Annotated in this window: 7 protein-coding genes; 4 read left to right on the top strand and 3 right to left on the bottom strand. The window is 43.6% G+C overall.

The features are described 5' to 3' along the window. On the top strand, window positions 1-218 hold a 218-nt coding region (locus F6K52_RS31315; protein ID WP_293088126.1), incomplete at its 5' end, for a hypothetical protein. A gap of 58 nt (window positions 219-276) precedes the next feature. Here the strand turns inward: F6K52_RS31315 and F6K52_RS31310 are convergent. Further along, window positions 277-1,341: an ABC transporter permease gene (locus tag F6K52_RS31310; RefSeq protein ID WP_293088124.1), complete on the bottom strand. Its 1,065-nt coding sequence runs from the start codon at window positions 1,339-1,341 to the stop codon at window positions 277-279. Window positions 1,342-1,428: 87 nt separating this feature from the next. Continuing rightward, on the bottom strand, window positions 1,429-2,649 hold the full coding sequence (locus F6K52_RS31305) for a transposase (RefSeq protein WP_293088122.1): 1,221 nt from the start codon (window positions 2,647-2,649) through the stop codon (window positions 1,429-1,431). 95 nt (window positions 2,650-2,744) lie between these two features. Here F6K52_RS31305 and F6K52_RS31300 point away from each other — a divergent pair, with 95 nt between their 5' ends. Beyond that, on the top strand, window positions 2,745-2,858 hold the full coding sequence (locus F6K52_RS31300; RefSeq protein ID WP_293088120.1) for a CopG family transcriptional regulator: 114 nt from the start codon (window positions 2,745-2,747) through the stop codon (window positions 2,856-2,858). Between the two features lie 90 nt (window positions 2,859-2,948). Here the strand turns inward: F6K52_RS31300 and F6K52_RS31295 are convergent, their stop codons facing one another. After that, entirely contained in the window at window positions 2,949-3,467 is a 519-nt protein-coding gene (locus F6K52_RS31295) for an adenine phosphoribosyltransferase (RefSeq protein WP_293088117.1), read from the bottom strand. A gap of 176 nt (window positions 3,468-3,643) precedes the next feature. Between F6K52_RS31295 and F6K52_RS31290 the strand changes: the two genes are divergently transcribed. Both F6K52_RS31290 and F6K52_RS31285 read left to right on the top strand, forming a co-directional pair. After that, window positions 3,644-4,249, top strand: a complete 606-nt coding sequence (locus F6K52_RS31290; RefSeq protein ID WP_293088115.1) for a DUF3038 domain-containing protein — start codon at window positions 3,644-3,646, stop codon at window positions 4,247-4,249. 175 nt (window positions 4,250-4,424) lie between these two features. Continuing rightward, window positions 4,425-5,626, top strand: a 1,202-nt coding sequence (locus F6K52_RS31285) for a DUF4335 domain-containing protein (protein WP_293088113.1), incomplete at its 3' end; no start/stop codon positions are given.

The raw sequence follows: 5,626 nt of genomic DNA, 5'->3' as shown, positions 1-5,626 counted from the left end.
CGACCGTTCTTTCTAGAAAGAATCACATAATGAATTTGGGTGAACATTTTGAAAATAGTCTTGAGTCACGTCCTTACAGCAAGACAGAAGGCAGAAGCCAGAAGGCAGGATGGAGAATAGTTTCAGTTTTTTTTACTGATTTAATAAAAGGTTTTATTCGATTTTGGTTTTATATAAAAATTGACGTCAAAAGCGAACTTCTGAAAAGGAAACAGTGAGTTAATCCTTCCCACTTCACACTTCATCCTTCATGCTTCACACTTTATTAGCCATTAACTATTTTAAATCTTCTAGACGAATGCGAGGATCAACCACTTTCAGCAGCAAGTCTGCTAACAAATTCCCCAAAATCAGCATTGTAGCTCCCATCATCAAGCTTCCCATTACCAGATAGAGGTCTTGAGCAGTTACCGCCTGTAAAATCAAACGACCTAAACCTGGCCAGTTGAAGAAAATTTCAGCAATAAATGATCCACTGAGTAGAGAAGCAAACTCAAAGCCAAGGATGGTAATCAGAGGATTAATAGCATTGCGCAAAGCATGGACATAGATCACTCGATTTTCTGGCAGTCCCTTAGCACGAGCTGTCTGAATATAGTCTTGCCGTAGCACATCCAGCAATTCACCCCTAGTAATTCGCTGTAGACCTGCAAAACTAGTAATCGATAAAGCAATAGTTGGCAAAATCATATGCCAGCCAATATCCAAAACCTTACCAATGGGGGATAAATCATCATGATTGATACTGGTCATACTACCGACAGGAACTAAGGGGGAAAGATTCTGGGCGAGTATGAGCAGCAACAGAGCAGTGATTAGGCTGGGGAAACCCTGACCTGTGTAGCTAATGACTTGTAGGAATCGGTCAGTGGTGCGATTCTGATTAACAGCAGCCAGAATACCTAGAGGAATTGCGATCGTCCAAGTAATAAAGATTGAGGCTACGGCTAAGAGTAAGGTTGCTGGTATCCGTTCTAATAACAAAGACGACACCGGACGGAAGTAAGCGAAACTGGTACCAAAGTCAAATTTGGTCACAACTCGTACTAGCCAACGCCAATACTGAATAATTGCTGGCTGATCTAAACCAAATTGCTCCTTGAGTTCCTCGATTCGTTCCGGAGAAATTTTGGGATTTTGCCTGAGGGTATCCAGAAAATCTCCCGGTGCAAGCTGAATAATGGCAAAACTTAGAGCAGATGCCAACAGCAAGGTCAAAAGACCCTGCAACAGTCGCTTAACTACGTACAGAAAGGTCTCACTGGTGACCAGAAGTTTTAGTCTATGCCAAGCCCCATCAAACCGATTGATAATGCTAGAATCTCTAGTAGAAGAAGTCATCTAATAGTCTTTAGTTATTAGTCATTCGTCATTACTAATAAGTAATGGTTAACTCTAATGATTAAGTGACATACTCCCGACGTTGCCCTAGCGGGACAACGCGGGCTTCTTGCCAACACCAGGTATTCCTTCGGTTGCTCGGCAAGCTTTACTACTGACGGAATGCCCTACCGCCAAATTCAATACATTGATTGCCGCATTTACATCCCTGTCTGCCGTGTATCCACAGTGAGGACAAGAATGAACGCGGTCTTTTAGTTTCTTTGGGACTTTTTTGCCACAATTGGAACAGTTTTGACTAGTATTTCGAGGATTAACTGCGACTGTGACCAACCCAGCATTTTCGGCTTTGGTTGACAAGATAGACAGGAATTGACCCCAACCAGCATCTAGGACGGACTTGGCCAATTTCGTCTTGGCCAACCCTTTGATATTTAACTTTTCGTGAGCGACTAAGTCATGATTGTCTAGTAGCCCTTTCGCTGTTTTAAAATGAAAGTCTTTTCTGGTATCAGCTACCTTTTTGTGAGCCTTCCCTAGTTTGATGACAGCTTTCTTTCTATTGTTACTACCTTTTTTAGATCTACTAACAGCTTTCTGGATTTTTATAAGTTGTTTCTGAGCCTTTCGATAGTACTGAGGAATGGGCACCTCTGTACCGTCAGACTTAATCAAGAAAAATTTGAGCCCCATGTCTATCCCGACAGGATTAGTGACACTATCTATTGGGATAATATCCGGGACAGAATCATCTTGGATTGATAACGTAACGTAATATCCGTCAGCTTTTCGAGTTATAGTAGCTGTTTTAACCTTAAAACCTTTGGGAATAGATCGATGGTATATCATCTTAACTTTGCCGAATTTAGGAAGCGTTAAGATACTGCCATTTATAGGATTCTTGGAAAGAGCAGGGAAAGTAAAAGACTTGTATCTATTTTTACCTTTAAATCTTGGCTTACCACTCTTTTTACCGTTACTGTCACCTTTTATAAAACGTTTAAAGGCTAGGTCTACTCTTTTTACGCAGTCCTGCAAGACTTGAGACTGAACTGCACCGTACCAGGGTCTATCTTTTTTTAATTGAGGTAGAGTCTTTTTTTGAGAAAAATAATCAGGATTGTTTCTTAATTCTGGTAAATGACACACCAAAGGACAGGAATTGATAGAACAGCGATTTTGCTCGTACCAACTGAACCGATCAGCGAGCAAGTAGTTGTATTGGTGGCGCAGAAGATCAAGCCATTTTTCTACTTCTGCTTCTTGTGTTTTTGTCAATCTCAATCGGTACTGGTAAGCTGATCTCACTGTTGCTATCTCCCGTTTTTCGACCTATCATGAATGTAACATGTGTTGTAACAATTGTCAAGCCAAAAATGAAAGATCAACGTTTTGTAATTAGAATGACTAATTTTGAAAAACAGCAGTTAAAACAGGAAGCCGACCGGAGGGGAATGACTCCATCCGAGTTGTTAAGAAGCTTAATAGCTCGTTTCCCTGAACCAAAAAATACTTAACTTAATTGGCAATTCCGTTTCACTCCATTGCCCCACTATCATCCCGACGCTCACCTTGTCAGGTAGAGCGCGGGGCTTCTCGCGGACTAGCTAATAGTCAACCAGGGTGATCAGGGGTACATCAGGCAGTTGCTGACGTCCACCTAAATCCCGTAATTCGATGATAAAGCCAAGACCTACCACTTGACCGCCTGCTTGTTCTACCAGCTTGACTGTAGCGGCTGCCGTTCCTCCGGTAGCAATTAAATCATCAATAATCACAACCTGGGAGTTAGGTGTGAAAGCATCTTGATGGACTTCCAACGTATCTGTGCCGTATTCTAGGTCATACTCAGCCGAGTATACCGCTGCTGGTAGCTTACCTGGTTTGCGCACTGGGACAAACCCAGCCCCCAGTTGGTAAGCTATGGGTGGTCCAAATATAAAACCACGAGACTCCATACCCACAACGTAATCAGCGCCTACTCCTGCTTGCTGAAACTTTTGAGCTAAGGTATCGATAGTGTAGCGAAGTCCTTCTGGATTTCTCAGGAGGGTAGTGATATCCCTAAATACAATCCCTGGTTTAGGAAAGTCAGGGATATCGCGAATCAGAGATTTTAAATCCATCGGTAGGTGAACTTAGTTATCAATGGGGTTTGACTCAAACTATAGCTTGCCATTCCCGTTCTGTAAAAGCGTACACTAGAAAGCTGAACCTTGGGTAATTCCTTGGAACAAATCTATTCAATAGGTTTTCACTGTTAGGATAAGCGCAAGGAGAGTGAATCTTTCGATAGACCGTAATGCTGACCAATAGTCCTGCTTCCCAGTCAAAGCCAATTATTTTAGATAGCCTACCTGATTTCAGGATTCCAGCTCAGGGCTGTCCACCACGAACTCGGTTACATATTGACCTAATTTTACTCGCCATTGAAGCTCTCGAACTGGGAGGTTCTGAGGCGATGCTATTGGCGGCTAGAGAGCTGGAACTTCAGGACATTATTAAAAATCGTGTTGTCCTGTGGCGTATGCGCTCTACCAATCCCTGGCGGCGCTCTTACACACGACGTCCTCTAACTCCAGAAGAAGCTAAGGCTTTAGTGGTGATTGCTAGTCATATGGCACGCCGAATGACCGTTCTGATTCGGCAGTTGTTGACGGCTTATGAACAACTGCTGGAAAAGCAGGTACCTCTAGAACAACATTTTCGCCTATCTAAGTATTTGGAAAGGTTCCAGGCTCATTTTCGCAGCCGGATGAATCCCCGTCGCTCTAAAGTTGCTGCCTATAACTCTGAAGAAAAGTTGAATCAACTGGCAATTTCTCTATTGAGTGAGCTTCTGTTCTGTACAGGCACTTCTGGAAGACAAAGATTATGGACTAGTCTGTTTGATGGGGAATTGTCTTGAACGTTGGTGTTGCTGACTATCGACATGCCATCAATTATCAAGTAATAGTCAACTGACTTATCAATTAGCCATTATCAATTACCCATTATTAATTATCCATTATTCATTACCCATTACCCATTCCCCTCAATGCTAGTCTAAGAGGTTGAAGGGGATTTTTCAGCAGGAACAGCCGATGACAATTCGACGCCAGTACAGTCTTCCCAACTGTACCCTTATCCTCGAGGGTTGGAGTAATAGTACCACAGGGGGTGGGTTACAGCCAGATCCCCGACCATTGCTGACAACTCTAACTAATGCGGAATGCCATTTAGGGGCTATGAACCAACCCCTCAGTGGTGGGCGGGATTTTTTTGAGGACTTGGTACATAGTGTAAGCAGCTATGCTCAGCAATTTTTGTCTAAAGTGCCTCACCCACAACCCCATGGTGAGAAACCAGCTAAGGTGCATCTGCAGAAAGTCGAGGACAAGAATTTGCATCGACTGACACTGCTAGATACTCCCAACTCAGGGAAAGGTCTCCATGTAGATTTGAACACAGTGCAGTTGTTTGACTTGGTTGAAGCGATTGACCAGTTTTTGGCTGATGGACGAACCCTACCAGATATTAGTGTTTCGTTGCAGCCCGTTTCTAAGCACTATCGCCAAGCTGAAAAACCCGTAACCGAGCGTACTGCCCCCGCTGCACTGGGCATGGCAAGTTTGGCTCTAGCTGCGATCGCATTTTTCTTTGTACCGATTCCAGAAGTACGGGAACCCGAACCTTCCTTATCACAGGAAAATGCCAATGAAACCACTACCCCAACTGGGGAGAGTGAGCCTCAGGTAACACCAACACCAACACCAAAGGGAACACCACTCTCCATTGAGGAGCTCGAAAAAGTGCTCACAACTGCACCAGAAATTACTGATCCCACAGAGTTGCGCTATATACAAAGAAGCCTGCAAAAGCGAATTTTTCGAACTTGGGGCAACCGGGAACAGTTTGCTGGGAATTTAAACTATCAGGTTAGTGTTGGCAGAGATGGCGCGATTTTAGGCTACAAACCCGTTAAGGGCACACCCTTGGATGGGGCAGAGCAAACCCCCCTACCTGAATTGCTCTACACCACAACTACAGGCAATATTGCTACCCAAGAACCTATTGCTCAGTTTCAGGTGTTATTTAAACAAGGGGAAGACGAAGGGATTCTCGAAATCAGTCCTTGGAATGGTTATATGGGTAAGATTACCCTAGGTCCAGAAATTACTGACAGCGCTGTCATTAACGATTTGAAAGGCAAGGTGTCTGAGAAAATTGGTGACAGTTGGAATAAAACCTCCAGCTATCCTCAAGATTTAACTTATCGGGTAGGTGTGACTGAAGAGGGTATCAT

The organism is Moorena sp. SIO3H5 (assembly GCF_010692395.1).
Lineage (GTDB): Bacteria > Cyanobacteriota > Cyanobacteriia > Cyanobacteriales > Coleofasciculaceae > Moorena.
This window is presented reverse-complemented; position numbering and strand designations above follow the sequence as displayed.

Bases quoted from the DNA above. Each gene is read 5' to 3' on its own strand.
- F6K52_RS31300 (WP_293088120.1), top strand. From the start codon at position 2,745: ATGACTAATTTTGAAAAACAGCAGTTAAAACAGGAAGCCGACCGGAGG.
- F6K52_RS31310 (WP_293088124.1), bottom strand. From the start codon at position 1,341: ATGACTTCTTCTACTAGAGATTCTAGCATTATCAATCGGTTTGATGGG.
- F6K52_RS31290 (WP_293088115.1), top strand. From the start codon at position 3,644: ATGCTGACCAATAGTCCTGCTTCCCAGTCAAAGCCAATTATTTTAGAT.
- F6K52_RS31295 (WP_293088117.1), bottom strand. From the start codon at position 3,467: ATGGATTTAAAATCTCTGATTCGCGATATCCCTGACTTTCCTAAACCA.